We start from the raw sequence: 15,444 nt of genomic DNA on the forward strand, positions 1-15,444 counted from the left end.
AGAAGTATGAAATTAAAGACACTGGAAATCATCGGTTTTAAGTCCTTTGCGAATAAGACCGTCATTGACTTTCAAAAGGGGATGACCGGAATCGTTGGACCAAACGGTTCTGGAAAATCAAATATCATTGAAGCGATCCGCTGGGTTATGGGGGAGCAGTCCGCAAAGGACCTCCGTGGTAACAAAATGGCGGACGTTATTTTTGCTGGAACAAAAAATCGTAAGCCCTTAAACCGCGCTGAGGTTTCCATCACCTTTGATAATTCGGACCACTACATCCAGTCTGACTTCTCAGAACTTCGCATCACCCGCCGTTTGTACCGCTCTGGTGAGTCTTCTTACCAGTTGAACGGGGCGGAATGCCGTTTGAAAGACATCCACGAAATCTTCATGGACACTGGTTTGGGTAAGGATGGTTTCTCCATCATCTCCCAGGGACAGGTTGAAAAGATCTTTTCTGCTAAACCCGAAGACCGCCGTGGCATCATCGAAGAAGTGGCCGGTGTCTACAAGTACAAGCAAAACAAGACGCAGGCCGAACGCGACCTCGCCGTTACGGATGACAACTTGGACCGTGTTCAAGACATCATCTCCGAAGTTGAAGGGCGTTTGGCACCATTGGAAAACCAGGCGAAAACCGCCAAGACCTACTTGGAAAAGCGTGAAAGTTTTGAAAAGTTGGACAAGGTTCGTTTGACCCGTTCGATCTTGTCTTTGCAAGGACAAGTCGTGAACCAAGACGGTTCCTTACAAGAATTGAAGCAGGACGTCGAAAAGAAGCAGGCGGAGCTTGCGACCCGCAAGCAAAAGTTGACGGAAGCCCGCAACCAATTGACCCAAGTCCAAGAAGACAAGGATCAGTTGAACCAAGACATCCTGGAAAAAACCCAGCAAAAAGAACAGCTCATCGGAAATCAAAAGTTGGCGTCTCAAGAGGCAGAAAGCTTGAAGCATGAGCAATCGACTTTGGCATCTTCAGAAGAAAACTTGAAGAGCCAGGGTGAAAAGGCTGCTTCTGATTTGGCTGAAGCCGACGAAAAGGTCAAGATCTTGACCGAAAAGAAAATTTCTTTGAAGTCAACGATTCGTCAGATTGAAGAAGAACACGGCCAGGCCCAGGTCGAAAGCATTAAGGCTGAGTTGGAAGAAAACCGCCAAGCCTATGTTTCGGTCATGCAAGAATTAGCCGCCTTGAAGAACAAGGTGACCTTTGAAGACCGCGCTTTGGAACAAGCCAAGGACCAGCAGGCCCGCAAGGAAGAAGCCTTGCAAGTTGCCCAACAAGCCTTGGATGATGCTAAGAAGAAACTCGCTGCCTATGAAAAGGAACACCCTGACAAGACAACGGGGGAAAATCCTTACGACGCGAAGTTGGTCCAAGCAAAGGACGACTTAGGCCAGGCCAAGAAGGCCGCGCAAGCCGCGCAAGAAGAATGGCAACAGGCCGCCTACAAGTTAGACAAGGCCCAATCCATCTTTCAGGCCGAATCATCATTGGATGATTACGCCGGCTTCTACCAGGGGGTTCAAAACCTGATGGCCCCTCAAGTGAAGCGCAACTTCCCTGGAATCCGGGGTGTTGTGGCCGAACTTGTGAACGTGCCAAAGGACTACACGAAGGCCATCGAAACGGTCCTCGGTGGTGCCTTGCAAAACGTCGTGGTGGACAACACCAAGACGGCCAAGTCCATCGTTTCCTACATGACCAAGAACCGTCGCGGACGTGTGACCTTGTTGCCAGAAGAAAGCATTAAGCCACGTCAGGCCCGTGATATTTACCGTGCCGAAAGCGAACGCGGTTTCATCGGTGTCGCTGCCGATTTGGTTTCCATGCCTCGAGGAATGGACAACATCTTGTCCAACCTCCTCGGAACGACCTTGGTCGTTTCCGACTTGGACGCGGCAACGCGCGTCGCCAAAGCCGTCCAAAACCGCATGCGTGTGGTTTCCTTGGATGGACAACTGGTTAACGCCGGTGGATCCATTACCGGTGGTGCTAACCACCGTCAGGGTCCTTCCGTCTTGTCCCGTCAAGCGGACCTGAAGGAAAAACAAGAGGCCTTGGACAAGCAGGAAAAGGCCGTTGAAAAACTGGCTGCAGCCCGCAACCAAAAGCAGGAAACGGTGAATAAGCTCTCCGACCAAGTACAGGAATTGCAGGCGGCCTACTACGACTTTGAAAACCAAGGTAACCAGGTCGACTACCAGTTGACCGCCTTGAAGGATGCCGTCGCACAAGAAGAGACGAAGGTTCAAACCCTGACCCTCGATTTGTCCGACTTGAAGGTCGAAGAAGAGGATGCCTTAGCTGCCCAAGCTGAATCTAAGCAGGATTTGGCAGCAAAGGAAAAGGTTCAGGGGGAAGCTGAAGCCAAGACCAAGGAACTGACGGACCGCTTGGCCCAGGTGGAAGAAGAACAAGCCGCCTACCAAGAAGAAAAGGCCCAGTTCCAAGCCGAAGAGGCAACGGTCTCAGCCAAGCAGGAAGCAGCGATGGAAAACAAGCACCGCTTGCAGACCTTGCTGAATGAACTGCAAACCCAACAAAACGAATTGCAGGCCCGCCAGGCTGAAATCAAGGAACGCCTTGAACAAGCCGCAAACGGTCCAGCACTCTCCGAACAGCTTGTCGCTTTGGAGGAAGAGCTGACCGCTGCGTCAACGCAGACCGACGAGCTCACGCAATCCTTCACCGACTTGACCAACCAGGTCAACGAGTTGGAAGAAAGCTTGTCTGTCGAACAAGAAGAGGTGAACAAGGCCTTGGTCGACCAGGCCAACGCCGCCCACCGCTTGCAAGCAGCACAGGAAAAGCTTGCTAAGCAAGTGTCATCCTTGCAACAGACCTATGGTTTGACGGTAGAATCTGAAGAAGACCTACCAGAATCCGATTTGTCTGACGGTGAAGTGGACAAGCAGTTGAGTGAGACCAAGCGTGCCTTGGACGCCCTTGGACCGGTCAACATTGCCGCCATCCAAGAATACGATGAAATTAAAGAACGCCACACCTTCTTGAGCCAACAGGCCGAGGACTTGCACCGCGCAAAGGCGACACTGCAAGCCACGATCGACGAAATGGACCAGGAAGTGAAGGTTCGCTTCAAGGAAACCTTCGACCAAGTGGCCGAACACTTCAAAGACGTCTTCACGAAGATGTTTGCCGGTGGGCAGGCTGAAATCGAACTGACGGATCCGGAGCACTTGCTCACCACTGGAATCGACATCAAGGCTCAGCCACCTGGCAAGAAGTTCCAGCAGATGTCCTTGCTTTCCGGTGGGGAAAAGGCCTTGACCGCCATTTCCTTGCTCTTTGCCATCCTGCAAGTTCGGCCAGTGCCATTCGCCGTACTGGATGAGGCCGAAGCCGCGTTGGATGAAGCCAACGTTGATCGCTTCGCCGCCTACTTGAAGAACTTTGGTGGTTCAACCCAGTTCATCACCATTACGCACCGGAAGGGAACGATGGTGGCCGCAGCCGTGCTCTACGGAGTCACGATGCAGGAAGCTGGGGTTTCAAAGATGGTCGCGGTTAACATTGACCAGGCCGAACAAAAACTCGCTGAATAACAAATGCCGAGAAATGGAGGTCTTTCATGGGACTCTTTGATATTTTCAAAAAGAAACAAGCAGTAGACAACCAAGAAGAAAACGTGAAGCAGGAGGAATCCGAAGTCGCTGAAGAATTCCAGACGGACGACAACCCCGAAGCCGAAGAAGCCGTGCTTGGCGTTGAAGAAGCAGAAGCGGATGATAAGTCTGGGGCTTCTTTGGAAGATGATGAGGCCGACTCTTCAGCAGAAGAGGACGACGAATCCTCCGATGATGCCGATGAAGCCGGTCCAAGTCAAACCCGTGCCATCGCGGATAACTTGCAGTCACGTGATGATGTCCAAGCTGAGGTTAACAGAAAAGCGGACACCGATGCCGTGATTGAATCACCAGTTGATGCCGATGAAGATGCCAAGGAAGCGGCCGAAAAGGGCGCTGAAAAAGCGGATTCAGAAGATGGTGATGCTGAGACTGATGCTGGTGAAGAAGCCGGTGATGATTCTGAATCGGACGAGCAGGCCGAAGAAAGCGAAAGTCAGGTCTATGAAAAGGGCCTGACGAAATCCCGTCAGGGCTTTTCTGCTCGCTTTAACAAGTTCTTGGCTAACTTCCGTTCGGTCGATGAGGACTTCTTTGAAGAACTCGAAGACACCTTGATTGGTTCAGACCTTGGTTTTGATTTAGCAATTTCTATCTCAAACCAGGTTCGTGAAGCGGTTAAGCTTGAAAACATCAAGGACAAGAAAGACATTCGTGATTTGATCATCCGTTTGATGGTTGAGCAGTACGAAGAGCAGGGCCAAGACGAAGATCAAAGCATGCACTTTGCACCAAAGGGAGAGCCAACGGTTATCTTGTTTGTTGGTGTGAATGGTGTCGGAAAGACAACAACGGTCGGTAAAATGGCCCAGCGCTATAAAGATGAAGGCAAGAAGGTCATGATGGTCGCCGCCGACACATTTCGCGCCGGTGCTGTTAAGCAGCTACAGGAGTGGGGAACTCGAGTGGCAGTGCCGGTGGTTGCTGGGGCTGAGAAGGCCGATCCTGCATCGGTCGTCTATGAGGCGGTCGAGAAGGCGAAAGCCGAAGCGGCCGACGTTTTGTTCGTGGACACCGCTGGACGCCTACAAAACAACGTCAACCTCATGCAAGAGCTCGCCAAAATGAACCGTGTCATCCAAAAGGTCTTACCCGAAGCACCCCAAGAAGTACTTCTCGTCCTAGACGCCACGACCGGTCAAAACGCCTTGCAACAGGCTAAGCTCTTCCAAGACTCCTCCGAAGTTACCGGACTCGTCTTGACCAAGATGGACGGTACCGCCAAGGGTGGCATCGTCTTTGCCATCCGCGACCAGCTCCACCTTCCCGTTAAATGGGTCGGCTTTGGGGAAAAAGTATCCGACTTGCGCACGTTCTCCGCAGAGGACTTCGTTTACGGCATGTTTAAGGACTTGGTGGAATAATGGACATCGAAAAGAAGAACCGGGTTTGTGCCCTGTTAGCCTTCTACGGTGAATTACTTGCCAAGAAGCAACAGACTTACCTGCGTTACTACTACGAAGACGACTTCTCCATCATTGAGATTGCCGAAGAAGAGACCGTTTCAAGACAAGCGGTCTCCGATAATCTCAAAAAGGGTGTCGACGTTTTGGAACATTATGAAGACGTTTTGTCTCTCTACCACGACTCTCTTGCTCGCCAAGAAGAAGAGCAAAACCTGTTGGACTATGTCGAAGAACACTACGGACAAGACCAACATTTGAAAGATATTATCGACCGCATGGTCAATGAAGAAATCAACTAAAAAGGAGGCAAGCTGGGCCATCCCAGTGAGCAGACTATGGCTTTTGAAAACTTGACGGACCGCCTGAATAAGGCGCTTAAAAACTTAACCGGAAAAGGGAAGATTAAAGAAGAAGACCTTCAGGCTTCCCTTAGAGAAATTCGCCTGGCCTTACTTGAAGCCGACGTTTCCTACCCAACGGTAAAGAAGTTCATCGCCAACATCAAAGAGAAGGCGAAGGGTGCCGAAATCCTCGAAGGATTGAACGCCCCACAACAAGTTGTGAAGATCGTTAACGACGAATTGACAGCTTTGATGGGTGAAGAAGCCGCACCGCTGAACCAATCAGAAAAGATTCCAACCATCATCATGATGGCCGGTCTTCAAGGTGCTGGTAAGACCACGACGGTTGCCAAGCTTGCCTACAAGCTGAAGAAGGAACAAAACGCCCGTCCATTGATGATTGCAGCCGACGTTTACCGTCCAGCCGCCATCGACCAGTTGGAAATCCTTGGTAAGGACTTGGACGTTCCTGTCTTTTCTGAAGGAACCGACGTTGACCCACGCGAGATCGTAAAGCACGGGTTGGCCCAGGCCAAGGAAAAGAACAACGACTACGTCTTCATCGATACGGCCGGACGCTTGCAAATCGACGAAGACTTGATGACTGAACTCTCAGACATCGCAAACATCGCTAAGCCGGATGAAATCTTGCTGACGGTTGATGCCATGACTGGACAAAACGCGACGGAAACGGCCCTGGGATTCGCTGATTGCTTGGACTTGACCGGTGTTGTTTTGACCAAGTTGGATGGTGACACCCGTGGTGGTGCCGCTCTTTCAATCCGCGATGTGACGGGTAAGCCAATTAAGTTCGTCGGACAAGGGGAAAAGCCAACTGATTTGGATGTCTTTTACCCAGACCGTATGGCTTCTCGTATCCTTGGGATGGGAGACATGCTTACTTTCATCGAAAAGGCTCAAAAAGAAGTCGATGAAAAGAAGCAGGCCGAACAATTGGAGAAGATGCGTCAAAACACCTTCGACTTCAACGACTTCGTTGACCAATTGAAGCAAGTTCAAAACATGGGACCAATGGAAGACTTGGTTAAGATGATTCCTGGTATGGCCAACAACCCTGCCTTGAAGAATATGTCCATTGACCCTAAGACGTTCACGCACATGGAAGCCATCGTTTCTTCTATGACGCCAAAGGAACGTGAAAATCCAGATTTGCTGAACCCATCACGTCGCCGCCGTTTGGCAGCTGGTGCTGGTCGTCCCGTTGTCGAAGTCAACAAGATGATCAAGCAGTTTGACCAAATGAAGAAGATGATGAACCAAGCCACGAAGGGAAACTTCTCCGGCATGGATCAAATGATGGGTGGTGCCGGTATGGACATGTCCTCCATGATGGGTGGCCAGGGAATGCCTGGTATGCCTAGTGGTAACTTCGGTCAAAAGGTGCAGAACTTCGCCATGAAGCAAGCTGCTCGTAAGATGAAGAAGATGAAGAAGAAGCGCGGTAAAAAGTAAGACGCGCTATCGATTCACGATTGCTTTTTAGATTAATCAATTGATAGATGGGGTAAAACCATGACAGTCAAATTAATTGCAACGGACTTAGATGCTACTTTCTTAAACAATTTGAAGGGCTTTGACCATAAACTTTACGAAGAAATGGTCGCCAAGGCAAAAGAAGTTGGGGCGACCTTTGTGGTCGCAACTGGAAACCACCCCGACAAAGTCGCTCAGTACTTTAATGGGGTGAACCAGGACTACACGTTGATCGCAAACAATGGCGCCGAAGTTGTCTATCAAGGCGAAGTCGTGGCCACTTATGCCATCGATAAGGCTGCCTTTGAACCAGTCGTTAAAATCATGGCGACCATCTCGGACAAAGTTGAAATGGGCTTGGTTTTCACTGGTACCGATAAGGCTTATATGTTGAAGTCCCAAGCAGAACTTGGAATTGGGACTAAGAAGGCGAAAACCTACTTTAAGTCTTTGACAATGATTGACGATTTGTCCGAAATCGACGAGCCAATATTGAAGATGACGGTCAACATCCCAAATTACGAGATGCCATTCATCGAACAGGTTCAGGAGTTGAAACTTCCCGTCCACGTGACTACTTCTGGCTACGGGGCCATCGACTTTGTGGCACCCAACGTGAACAAGGGTGTGGCGTTAACTGATATTGGTAAGCGCATGGGCATTGAACCAAGTGAAATGGCTGCCTTTGGGGACGGCTTGAACGATCTTGAAATGCTCAATCTTGTCGGACACCCATACATCATGCCAAACGCCGATCCTCAATTATTTGGACGCGGCTTTAAAGAAGCGCTTGCCGATAATAGCCATGACGGTGTTTTGAAGACGATTTTACAAAAATTGTTATAGAATGTCGTCTTTCTGAAAAGTTTGAGGTGTACACTTGAGAGTGAAATGCTTTGTGAGGGAGGCCAGTGTGTCGGATCGCCTACGTAAATATTTACACCGGTTCTTTGGATTTTTGACCATTTTCTTCTTAGTGTTGCTTTGCTACCAGTGGGTTTCTGGACAACCAGCAACCTCATGGTTCAAAACGGCGCCTAAGAAAGTCTTCACCCAAAAGCCTGGGACCTATTCAAAGAAGCAACGGCAAGAAATTGCGGACGCCGTTTCAAAAGAGGATCAAAAGGGGCTTGGCATTAACAAGCAAGGTTATGTTGCCATGCCAAAGCTGTCCATTCTGATGCCAATTTATGACAATGCCTATTCAAAGGCCGCTCTTGATAAGGGTGCGAATACTTCCCAGGCAAAGGGCGCTGCTGTTCCGGTGATGGGACAGGGAAACTACACCTTGGCTGCTCACAACTGGGATAACGGTTACACTGGTTTCTCAGCCTTGCAAGAAAAGCTCAAACAAAACATGCCTTACGAAGATTCATCCGGTAACTTCGGTACGTCTTCTTGGTTGAATGGGGAGTACGTTTACCTCGCTAATCGAAACGGTATTTACCGGTACAAGATAGTGGGACAAAGCACTTGTGACCAAGACGACGGTCGGGTGCTCGGTCCAGACGAACGGATTGACAACAAGGCCAAGCTCACCATTGTGACCTGCCTTTTCCCAGACACGACAAAGCGCATTATCACAAGTGCTGAGTACAAGGACTACAGTCCTTGGGAGACAGCCAAGTCCAGTGAAGTGATGTTGTTTGATCTGAAGAAACAAAAAACCAACGTTTTACCATAAGCACGAGGTTGATTCATGTACGAATACTTAAAGGGGCTGATCACCCAGGTTTCACCAGGCACGATTGTGCTTGAAACCAAGGACGGGGTCGGCTACAAAATTTATCCAGCAAATCCCTATCACTTTGAAGTGAACCAGGAGGCCCAAGTCTTTGTTGAACAGATTGTTCGCGAAAACGAAATGAGCCTCTATGGATTTGCTACCATAACGGAAAAGCAACTCTTCAATAAGTTGCTGAACGTTTCAGGAATTGGTCCGAAGTCCGCTTTGGCCATTCTTGCAGGTGCTAAGCCAGCCGATCTTGTATCGGCCATCGAACAGAGCCAGGTTGACTACCTGACGCAGTTTCCAGGTGTTGGAAAGAAGACCGCCCAGCAAATCGTTTTGGATTTGTCTGGAAAGATGAACGACTTCGCCAGCCTGGCAGAGCAATCGTCCGAAAGTTTTGCGGATTCAACGGTTGCAAGCGCTCAGTCATCTTCCAATTTGGAGGATGCCTTGGCTGCTTTGGAGGCTTTGGGTTATGGTCCAAAGGATATCAAGAAGGTCGAAAAGTCCTTGTTGGGTCAGGGGGGGTCAACCTCTGACCTCGTCTCCAAGGGCCTAACGCTCTTGGTGACAGGCTAAGCGTTTTTAGCCAGCTTTACTTGCTTTGCTTTTCAGTTGGAAGACTGATGACAACGGGCAAAGCCACAATCAGATGGAAATGGAGTATCTATGGTGATAATTACAGCGGGGATGATTGGTGTCGGAAAGACAACCTTAACAGAATTAGTAGCAAAGCACTTTGGCACCCAAGCCTTTTACGAACCAGTTGGTGACAACCCGGTTTTGCCGCTTTACTATAAGGATCCAAAGCAATACGGTTTCTTGTTGCAAATTTTCTTCTTGAACCGTCGGTTTTCCATGATTAAGAAGGCCTTGGCCGATGACAACAACGTCTTGGACCGTTCCATCTACGAGGATGAACTCTTCACGAAGGAAAACCACAAGGATGGAAACATCAGCGATATGGAAATGGATGTTTACCATAACTTGCTCACCCGTATGATGGGGGAGTTGCATGAATTGCCAAAGAAGGCACCGGACCTCATGGTCTATGCCGACGCTGACTTTGACACCATCCTGCACCGTATCCGCAAGCGCGGTCGTGACTATGAACAGTTCGAAGAAAACGACGATTTGTACAACTACTACCACAAGATTTGGTCTGCTTACCGTCAATGGTATGAAGAATACGACGAATCACCAAAGCTTCGCGTGGACTTGCAGAAGTATGACTTAGAAGACCCAAAGAACCAAGAAATCGTCTTGAAGCAAATCGAAAACGCCTTGGCTGAGATTCGCTAAGAGGACCTGATTGCTAAATTGGGCATAATAAAAAGAGCTTCGTTTTAGATAACGAAGCTCTTTTTGTATGCACTCTTATTGAATTATTTTTGCTTATTTTGTTCAGCAAGCAAGTCCTTGATTTCCCGCAAAGTAACCAATTCGTCGGACGGAGCCTTTGGTGCTTCTTGCTTCTTTTTCAAGAAAATCTTGTTTAAGAACTTGATGATTAAGAAGACGACAAAGGCCGTAATCAAGAAGGAGAGAACATCGTTTAAGAATTCACCGTAGGTGAAGGTCAAACGAGAAGAAACGCGTAATTGTAATTCCGTTAGTGGATGGTCGGAACCAGTAAAGAGTCCCAAGAGAGGGTTGATCAAGTTCGTCGTAAAGGACTTAACCAACGTTGTGAACGCACCACCAATAATAACACCGACGGCCATGTCAACGATGTTTCCACGGTTAATAAACTGTTTGAATTCGTGTAAGATTTTCATGATTCCTCCTATTTTTACTGCTTTTTTATGCGTTATTTTCGAAGCTTTTGTACAAGTTCTGCCGTTGGCGTGACGTAGAGGGTTTGTTGTCCTTCAAAAATCACGAATCCCGGCTTTGCACCGTTTGGCTTGCGGAGCTTACCGGCTGGCAAGTAGTCCACGGGGACGTTCGCGGATTCGCGGGCCTTTGAGAAGTAGGCGGCTAACATCGCGGCCTCTGTCAAAGTCTGTTCCGATGGATTCTCTGAATCAATCAGAACGTGAGAGCCGGGCATCTTTTGAACGTGGAGCCAAATCTTTTGGCGGTTTTGCTTTTTCAACGAGAGTTGGTCGTTTTGAAGGTTGTTCTTACCAACTTCGATAAGTGTTCCATCGGTCGCTTCAAACTTATCCGGTTGTCCCATGACGTGCTTTGGCTTTTTCGTTTGCTTACCCTTGGTTTTGACCTTTGTCTTTTCCTTCAGGTAGCCCTGTTCCACAAGCTCAACCCGGATGTCGGCGACATCCTTTGGTGAAGCGACGGCCAGTTGGGTCTGAATGGAGGCAAAGTATTCAATCTCTGCCTTAGTAACTTCGAGTTGCTTCAACACGTAGTCTTTTGCGGAACGTAGTTTGCGGTACTTATTGAAGTAGCGGTTCGCGTTTTGTAATCCATCAAAGCGTGGGTCCAAAGCAATCTTTAACAGGTTGTTGTTATCGTAGTAGTTCTCGATTTCAACTTCCTTCATACCCTTGTGGACTAAGTGAGGGTAGGTGATGAGTAAGTCACCCTTCACCTTAAAGCTGTCAGCGTTTTCGGAATCAACCAGGGTTTGGTTGAGTTTCTTTTCCTTCGTCTCGTTCTTCTTCAGTTCGTTTTTAACGAGTCGAACAAGCGTCGCGGCCTGTTGGTTCACACGATCCGCTTCGGCCTGACCTGCAAAGTAGGCATCGAGCAACTGACCTAGCGAGTCAAAGGTAGTCTGTTCACCGTCTTGCTTCCATGGGAATGCAGCGTATGAAAGCTTTCCGTTTTCTGCACGGAAGAGCGTTGGCTTTGGCTGGTTAAAGTAATCCAACCAAGCTTTCGTTGTGGCCAAAGCATCAGATGCTTCGGTCAACTCCTTGGCGAGCGCTTGTGCTGATTGCGTCGAGAAACCTTGGAAACTTTGTTGAATACTTTTGACCCAACTGTCCTTATCCTGGTCGAGCAAGATTTTTGCTAATGAACCAAGATTTGAATCAAATGGGTTCTCTTTGTTCTGCTTTGGTGGCAACGTGTAAGTTGCCCCAGGCATTAGTGAACGAACACGGTTTTGATCGGCTGGCACGTGCTTAACCAACTCTAAGATTCGTTGGTCTTTTTCACGAACCAAGAAGAGGTTAGAATGCCGTCCCATCATTTCAAGGGTTAAGAGCAAAGTTTGTTCGTCGCCCAAATCATCGTGTGTTTTCACGGCAAAGTGCAAGATTCGGTCGTTTTCCACTTGAGTAACCGAATCCAAACGAGCACCTTCCAAGTTACGACGCAAGAACATGGCAAAGTTCGTTGGCGTCTTTGGGTTCTGGTATGGAATGCCTGTAATCTGAGCCCGGGCGTAAGCTGGGTGAGCAGAGAGAAGAACAGGGTAGTTCGTCTGGTTATTACGAACGACTAAAATGATTTCGTTTTGGTAGGGCTGGTGCACCTTTGTAATGCGTCCACCGGCCAGTTTTTCGTTTAGTTCGTGCGCAAGAGCGTGCACGAAGAGACCATCAAGGGGCATGAGCTTCTCCTTTTTTTATCCTTACCATCCATTATAAAGCATGCAAGCCTGAAATAAAGGGTTCGGGCCTGACTTTTGAAGAGTCTTAAAAGAAAAAAGGGCATAAAAAAATCCCCGTACCGAAGTACGAGGAACTCTTTTATTTAAATTACTTCTTTTCAGTAACTTGCTTACCGTTGTACATTCCAGAAGGAGAAACGCGGTGAGCAACACGGTATTCACCAGTGGTCTTGTCCAAAGTAATGTTTGGCACGTTCAAACCGATGTGTCCGCGGCGGTTACGCTTGTGAGACTTAGAATTCTTGTTTGATGGGGTAGCCATTCCGGCACCTCCTTTCGGTTCAATTTATCAACTTTTTAAGTTTATCTAAGTTTTACGATGTTGTCAATAAGTAGGGAGCAAAGTCATTAGAAATTATGCGATTTTTCTAAACAGATTAGGTTAACTTATTCTGAAATGATGTGAGCCTTATGATGAACAAAATTTAGTACTTTGTTGAATTCGGACCAACTCATAGTGACGGAGGCTTCGTTTTGGTTCGGGTGGCAAGACATCTTGTTATCATTTACGATTTCTTGATCGACCAGAAATTCGATGCGATTCTCACTGTCTAAAGCAAGCGCAAGCGGGTTGACCGTTCCCGGGGTGAGGCCGAGCAAGGCAAGTAAGTCCTCAGGCGACGCGAAGCGGAGTTGACTTTTGCTGGTGCCTAATTCTTCAGCAAGGTGTTTTATGTCGATTCTGTCCTGTTTGGTCATGTACAGGAAAAAATTTTCGTCCCGTTTCGTCTTGAATAATAGGTTCTTCATTTTAGGCATTCCGGCCGGAGCTGTATCGTCATCTAAATGATGAAGTGGGGGATGCTCGACGTATTCGTACTTGGCATTTGCCTTAGCTAGTAGGTCTAAGGCTGCTTGCTCGGTTGCTTTGGTCATGTTGGCCTCCTTTTTATGATCAAAAAACGTGTGCTTAATTAATAGAATAAAAAGCTCAATTTGTTTAGTAAAGAATAAGCGACAAAGCTTGACCTGTCAACGTTTGTCAGGATTTCCTGTTATAATGACAGCGACAGAAAAAGCACGAAGGTGGCTAGCCCGAAACGGGGGTGATGCTTATGTTGAAAAAACAAAAGGCTTCACCTTACATTGATTGAAAGGTGAAGCCAGATGTCTTTAAAAGATATCGTCTTAGCTGTGATTACTTTTGTCACTTCGAAGGTGATTCACATCACCATCGAAGTGAACATTAACGTAATTGACCGTTAAAGAAAATAACCTTACGATGCTTTGAGCGGCCTTGTAAGGTTATTTCTTTGTAACTTTGATGAGGCTAGCCACCGCGCTGCGGTTTCTGCCAAAGGAGCTGTTTCAGCAGCTCCTTTTTCTATGCATTCATTATAGCACGTTTCAAATAGAAGAAAAGCGATGTGGGGTCTTGCGAATCATTACTGCCATGACAGGGCTTTACCGGTATTGAAAAAAGCGAAAAAATACCGTTGAAAAGCTTAACTACTATTCTAAAAACTGTTAAAATAGGAACGTTATCTCTTACCAGTTTTCATCAGGTAAGATTGTGCGTTAAGGGGAAGAATATGTCGCTATTTAAGAAGAATATCAATAGCATAATTATGGTTCATCTAGTCGTCGGGCTTTTCATTGCCTTTGTCTACTTGACACCAACCCACTTCGAATTTTTGATGTGGAATGTCTTTTTAGCTTTGCTTCCATTGGACTTTGCTTTGATTGCGATTTCTTCTCGCTTGAAGGTGACGCAGCTTTCCTTCTCCATTCTCTGGTTGCTTTTCTTCCCGAACACGATGTACATGATCACGGATTTCATTCATTTGCAGTACATCTCAACGGCATTGGACGTCCGTTACCAGTACTTTAACTACTCAGTGCTGGCGGCTGGTATCTTTATCGGCGTGTTCTTGGGGATTCTTTCACTGGAGCTCATGATGCACCGCTTCTTGAAAAAGAAGGGGCCATGGCCTTCACTGATTACGCTTGGAATCGTTTCTTGGCTATCTTCCTTTGGCATTTACCTTGGTCGCTTCTTGCGTCTAAATTCCTGGGATGTGTTTACGAACTTCGATATGGTTGTTTACTATATGAAGACGTCGATTTCACGACACATGTTTGCCTTCGTTGGTCTCTTCGCCTTGGCGCAGTTTGCTATCCTCGTGGCCTACCATTATGGTGGCCGCTTGTTGGTACACTTGGCTCAACAAGAGCAGGAAGAAGCTAACCGAGCCGCAAATGACCAAGGTTCAGAAATAAGCGAAAATTAATTCAATAAATTGCCAAATATCCGTTGACACGTGGGGATGCATCGTCTATACTTAATGACGTTGAACAAGTAGAAGCGCCCGCTTCTCGCCTCGTGACTCGCGTTGCTAGGCAGATACACGTTGTACTTCAGTACAGTAAGGTAAGAGTGGGCGAACTTCGGTTCGTCCACTTTTTTCTTCGTTGTTCACACAAAAATATTTTGGAGGTATCGAACCATAGCACGTCAACCACGACAAGTTGACTTAGTCAACGATAATATCCGTGCCAGCCGCGTTTTGTTAATTCATGACGGCAAGCAAGAAGAAATGTCGACTCGCGATGCGCAAAGCAAAGCGGACGATATGGGCCAAGACTTGGTTTTGGTTCAGGCAAACGCACAACCGCCTGTAGCTAAGATCATGGACTGGGGTAAGGCAAAGTTCGAGGCGCAAAAGCGTCAGAAAGAACAGCGCAAAAACCAGAAGGTCATTCAGGTCAAGGAAGTTCGGATGTCACCAGTTATTGATTCTGGTGATTTCGAAACTCGTAAGAAGGCAGCCATCAAGTTCCTTTCAAAGGGAAACAAGGTGAAGTTGAACTTACGCTTCCGTGGTCGAATGATCACCCACCAAGATATTGGACGGGAAGTCTTGGAACGCATGGCCAACGAATTGGATGACATTGCCAAGGTTGAGCAACGCGCTAAGATGGACGGTCGGCAAATGTTCTTGGTATTGGCACCTAAGAAGGGCTAAGCCAAGACTTAACTGACTAAAGATACTGGAATACGATAGGAGAATGGACACATGCCCAAGATGAAGACTCACCGCGCTTCAGCAAAGCGTTTCAAGAAGACAGCAAAGGGTGGCTTTAAGTCAGCCTCAGCCTTCACGTCACACCGTTTCCACGGTAAGACGAAGAAGCAACGTCGTCAATTGCGTGGAACACGCATGATGAACAAGACAACGATTAAGAAGTACGCAAAGATGTTGTCAACCCTCTAATTTCAGGGTTTTTATAAGTAACTAT

The 15,444-nt window shown here is 47.6% G+C and carries 15 protein-coding genes and 1 other annotated feature; of the genes, 11 read left to right on the top strand and 4 right to left on the bottom strand.

Features of this window, described 5'->3' with window-relative positions; genetic code table 11:
- The first annotated feature begins 6 nt into the window (after window positions 1–6).
- The 8 genes from smc to G6R29_RS06300 all read left to right on the top strand — a co-directional run bounded on the left by smc (window position 7) and on the right by G6R29_RS06300 (window position 9,923).
- Window positions 7–3,567, top strand: a complete 3,561-nt coding sequence (gene smc, locus G6R29_RS06265) for a chromosome segregation protein SMC (RefSeq protein ID WP_213809489.1) — start codon at window positions 7–9, stop codon at window positions 3,565–3,567.
- 26 nt (window positions 3,568–3,593) lie between these two features.
- The gene (gene ftsY, locus G6R29_RS06270; protein ID WP_213809490.1) at window positions 3,594–5,012 is read left to right on the top strand and encodes a signal recognition particle-docking protein FtsY; all 1,419 of its coding nucleotides are present in this window, start codon (window positions 3,594–3,596) and stop codon (window positions 5,010–5,012) included.
- Window positions 5,012–5,353, top strand: coding sequence for a YlxM family DNA-binding protein (ylxM, locus tag G6R29_RS06275; RefSeq protein ID WP_213809491.1), 342 nt, complete (start codon window positions 5,012–5,014; stop codon window positions 5,351–5,353). Before ftsY ends, ylxM begins: the two co-directional genes overlap by 1 nt.
- Window positions 5,354–5,389: 36 nt before the next feature.
- Window positions 5,390–6,868, top strand: a complete 1,479-nt coding sequence (gene ffh, locus G6R29_RS06280) for a signal recognition particle protein (protein ID WP_213809492.1) — start codon at window positions 5,390–5,392, stop codon at window positions 6,866–6,868.
- Between the two features lie 60 nt (window positions 6,869–6,928).
- Window positions 6,929–7,735 carry an HAD-IIB family hydrolase gene (locus tag G6R29_RS06285; protein ID WP_213809493.1) on the top strand — a complete coding sequence of 269 codons (807 nt, stop codon included), beginning with the start codon at window positions 6,929–6,931 and terminating at the stop codon, window positions 7,733–7,735.
- 67 nt (window positions 7,736–7,802) lie between these two features.
- A complete protein-coding gene (locus G6R29_RS06290; RefSeq protein ID WP_213809494.1) occupies window positions 7,803–8,573 on the top strand; it encodes a class A sortase in 771 nt (256 codons plus the stop codon).
- A gap of 15 nt (window positions 8,574–8,588) precedes the next feature.
- A complete protein-coding gene (gene ruvA, locus G6R29_RS06295; protein ID WP_213809495.1) occupies window positions 8,589–9,200 on the top strand; it encodes a Holliday junction branch migration protein RuvA in 612 nt (203 codons plus the stop codon).
- Between the two features lie 90 nt (window positions 9,201–9,290).
- Window positions 9,291–9,923: a deoxynucleoside kinase gene (locus G6R29_RS06300; RefSeq protein ID WP_213809496.1), complete on the top strand. Its 633-nt coding sequence runs from the start codon at window positions 9,291–9,293 to the stop codon at window positions 9,921–9,923.
- 83 nt (window positions 9,924–10,006) lie between these two features.
- Here the strand turns inward: G6R29_RS06300 and mscL are convergent, their stop codons facing one another.
- From mscL to G6R29_RS06320, 4 genes are all read right to left on the bottom strand, one after another.
- The gene (gene mscL, locus G6R29_RS06305; RefSeq protein WP_213809515.1) at window positions 10,007–10,393 is read right to left on the bottom strand and encodes a large-conductance mechanosensitive channel protein MscL; all 387 of its coding nucleotides are present in this window, start codon (window positions 10,391–10,393) and stop codon (window positions 10,007–10,009) included.
- Window positions 10,394–10,431: 38 nt separating this feature from the next.
- A complete protein-coding gene (locus tag G6R29_RS06310) occupies window positions 10,432–12,144 on the bottom strand; it encodes an NFACT RNA binding domain-containing protein (protein ID WP_213809497.1) in 1,713 nt (570 codons plus the stop codon).
- 148 nt (window positions 12,145–12,292) lie between these two features.
- The gene (gene rpmF, locus G6R29_RS06315) at window positions 12,293–12,466 is read right to left on the bottom strand and encodes a 50S ribosomal protein L32 (RefSeq protein WP_091501350.1); all 174 of its coding nucleotides are present in this window, start codon (window positions 12,464–12,466) and stop codon (window positions 12,293–12,295) included.
- Window positions 12,467–12,591: 125 nt separating this feature from the next.
- Window positions 12,592–13,080: a YbaK/EbsC family protein gene (locus tag G6R29_RS06320; RefSeq protein WP_213809498.1), complete on the bottom strand. Its 489-nt coding sequence runs from the start codon at window positions 13,078–13,080 to the stop codon at window positions 12,592–12,594.
- A gap of 692 nt (window positions 13,081–13,772) precedes the next feature.
- Here G6R29_RS06320 and G6R29_RS06325 point away from each other — a divergent pair.
- From G6R29_RS06325 to rpmI, 3 genes are all read left to right on the top strand, one after another.
- Window positions 13,773–14,435 carry a DUF1361 domain-containing protein gene (locus G6R29_RS06325; RefSeq protein ID WP_238476990.1) on the top strand — a complete coding sequence of 221 codons (663 nt, stop codon included), beginning with the start codon at window positions 13,773–13,775 and terminating at the stop codon, window positions 14,433–14,435.
- A gap of 60 nt (window positions 14,436–14,495) precedes the next feature.
- Window positions 14,496–14,619, top strand: a sequence feature (ribosomal protein L20 leader region).
- A gap of 11 nt (window positions 14,620–14,630) precedes the next feature.
- The gene (gene infC, locus G6R29_RS06330; protein WP_213809516.1) at window positions 14,631–15,170 is read left to right on the top strand and encodes a translation initiation factor IF-3; all 540 of its coding nucleotides are present in this window, start codon (window positions 14,631–14,633) and stop codon (window positions 15,168–15,170) included.
- A 51-nt stretch (window positions 15,171–15,221) separates the two neighbouring features.
- Window positions 15,222–15,419, top strand: a complete 198-nt coding sequence (rpmI, locus tag G6R29_RS06335) for a 50S ribosomal protein L35 (protein ID WP_213809500.1) — start codon at window positions 15,222–15,224, stop codon at window positions 15,417–15,419.
- Window positions 15,420–15,444: the final 25 nt, after the last annotated feature.

Source organism: Fructobacillus broussonetiae, from assembly GCF_018437275.1.
Taxonomy (GTDB): domain Bacteria; phylum Bacillota; class Bacilli; order Lactobacillales; family Lactobacillaceae; genus Fructobacillus; species Fructobacillus broussonetiae.

Bases quoted from the DNA above. Each gene is read 5' to 3' on its own strand.
- smc (WP_213809489.1), top strand. From the start codon at position 7: ATGAAATTAAAGACACTGGAAATCATCGGTTTTAAGTCCTTTGCGAAT.
- ftsY (WP_213809490.1), top strand. From the start codon at position 3,594: ATGGGACTCTTTGATATTTTCAAAAAGAAACAAGCAGTAGACAACCAA.
- ylxM (WP_213809491.1), top strand. From the start codon at position 5,012: ATGGACATCGAAAAGAAGAACCGGGTTTGTGCCCTGTTAGCCTTCTAC.
- ffh (WP_213809492.1), top strand. From the start codon at position 5,390: ATGGCTTTTGAAAACTTGACGGACCGCCTGAATAAGGCGCTTAAAAAC.
- G6R29_RS06285 (WP_213809493.1), top strand. From the start codon at position 6,929: ATGACAGTCAAATTAATTGCAACGGACTTAGATGCTACTTTCTTAAAC.
- ruvA (WP_213809495.1), top strand. From the start codon at position 8,589: ATGTACGAATACTTAAAGGGGCTGATCACCCAGGTTTCACCAGGCACG.
- G6R29_RS06300 (WP_213809496.1), top strand. From the start codon at position 9,291: ATGGTGATAATTACAGCGGGGATGATTGGTGTCGGAAAGACAACCTTA.
- G6R29_RS06310 (WP_213809497.1), bottom strand. From the start codon at position 12,144: ATGCCCCTTGATGGTCTCTTCGTGCACGCTCTTGCGCACGAACTAAAC.
- rpmF (WP_091501350.1), bottom strand. From the start codon at position 12,466: ATGGCTACCCCATCAAACAAGAATTCTAAGTCTCACAAGCGTAACCGC.
- G6R29_RS06320 (WP_213809498.1), bottom strand. From the start codon at position 13,080: ATGACCAAAGCAACCGAGCAAGCAGCCTTAGACCTACTAGCTAAGGCA.
- G6R29_RS06325 (WP_238476990.1), top strand. From the start codon at position 13,773: ATGGTTCATCTAGTCGTCGGGCTTTTCATTGCCTTTGTCTACTTGACA.
- rpmI (WP_213809500.1), top strand. From the start codon at position 15,222: ATGCCCAAGATGAAGACTCACCGCGCTTCAGCAAAGCGTTTCAAGAAG.